At 64.9% G+C, this 681-nt stretch carries 2 protein-coding genes; both read right to left on the bottom strand.

All coding sequences use genetic code 11. From position 1 onward, the window contains the following. Positions 1–316: IS66 family insertion sequence element accessory protein TnpB (gene tnpB / locus NKH30_RS33070; protein ID WP_352998163.1), on the bottom strand; the 316-nt coding region annotated here is incomplete at its 3' end. Beyond that, positions 313–666 (bottom strand): IS66-like element accessory protein TnpA, encoded by a 354-nt coding sequence (gene tnpA, locus NKH30_RS33065; protein WP_031239744.1) that lies wholly within the window; start codon positions 664–666, stop codon positions 313–315. The genes tnpA and tnpB, both read right to left, overlap by 4 nt. Between the last annotated feature and the right edge of the window lie 15 nt (positions 667–681).

Raw genomic sequence — 681 nt, 5'->3', positions numbered from 1 at the left:
GCGGGTTGCGCCAATCGATCCCGTCGAGCATGTAGGCGAGCTGCGCCGGTGATATGGAAACCGTGCCGTCCGCCGGCGACGGCCATAGAAACCGGCCCTTCTCGAGCCGTTTTGCATACAGCGACATGCCGAGCCCATCATGCCAGATAATCTTGATCAGATTGCCGCTGCGGCCGCGGAAGACATAAATATCGCCGGCATGCGGGTCCCGGCCCAGCGTCTCCTGAACCTGCAGAGCGAGGCCTTGCATCCCGCGACGCATATCGGTCCGGCCGACCGCCAACCAGATCCGCACCTGGCTCGGAACCGGGATCATGAAACGCCCAGCGCCTTCACCATCGCTGCCGCCAGTGTTGGCGGCGTGGTCAGCGGAATCCGCAGCCGCACCTTGCCGGCGACCTCCAGCTCGATCACCGCTGGGGATGCCGCCGGCCGCGAAACGGCGACAGGCTCATCGGGAGCCACGACAACTTCGGCAAAGCCCGTCTCGCGGGCTCTCACCGTGCGGCGCCACTTATAGATCAGGCTGGTCGCGACATCGTACTGACGCGCTACCGCCGCCACTGTGGCCCCGGGCGCGAATGCCGCGGCCAGTATCCGGCACTGATCCTCTTCACGCCAACGACGACGACGCTCAGGCCCGGTCAATAACGTCACATGGCTCATGCTGTGCTGCTAACT

This window comes from Mesorhizobium sp. M1273, assembly GCF_040318195.1.
In the GTDB taxonomy this organism is placed as follows: Bacteria; Pseudomonadota; Alphaproteobacteria; order Rhizobiales; family Rhizobiaceae; genus Mesorhizobium.
This window is presented reverse-complemented; position numbering and strand designations above follow the sequence as displayed.

Coding starts and splice junctions, on each gene's coding strand:
- tnpA (WP_031239744.1), bottom strand. CDS start 666: ATGAGCCATGTGACGTTATTGACCGGGCCTGAGCGTCGTCGTCGTTGG.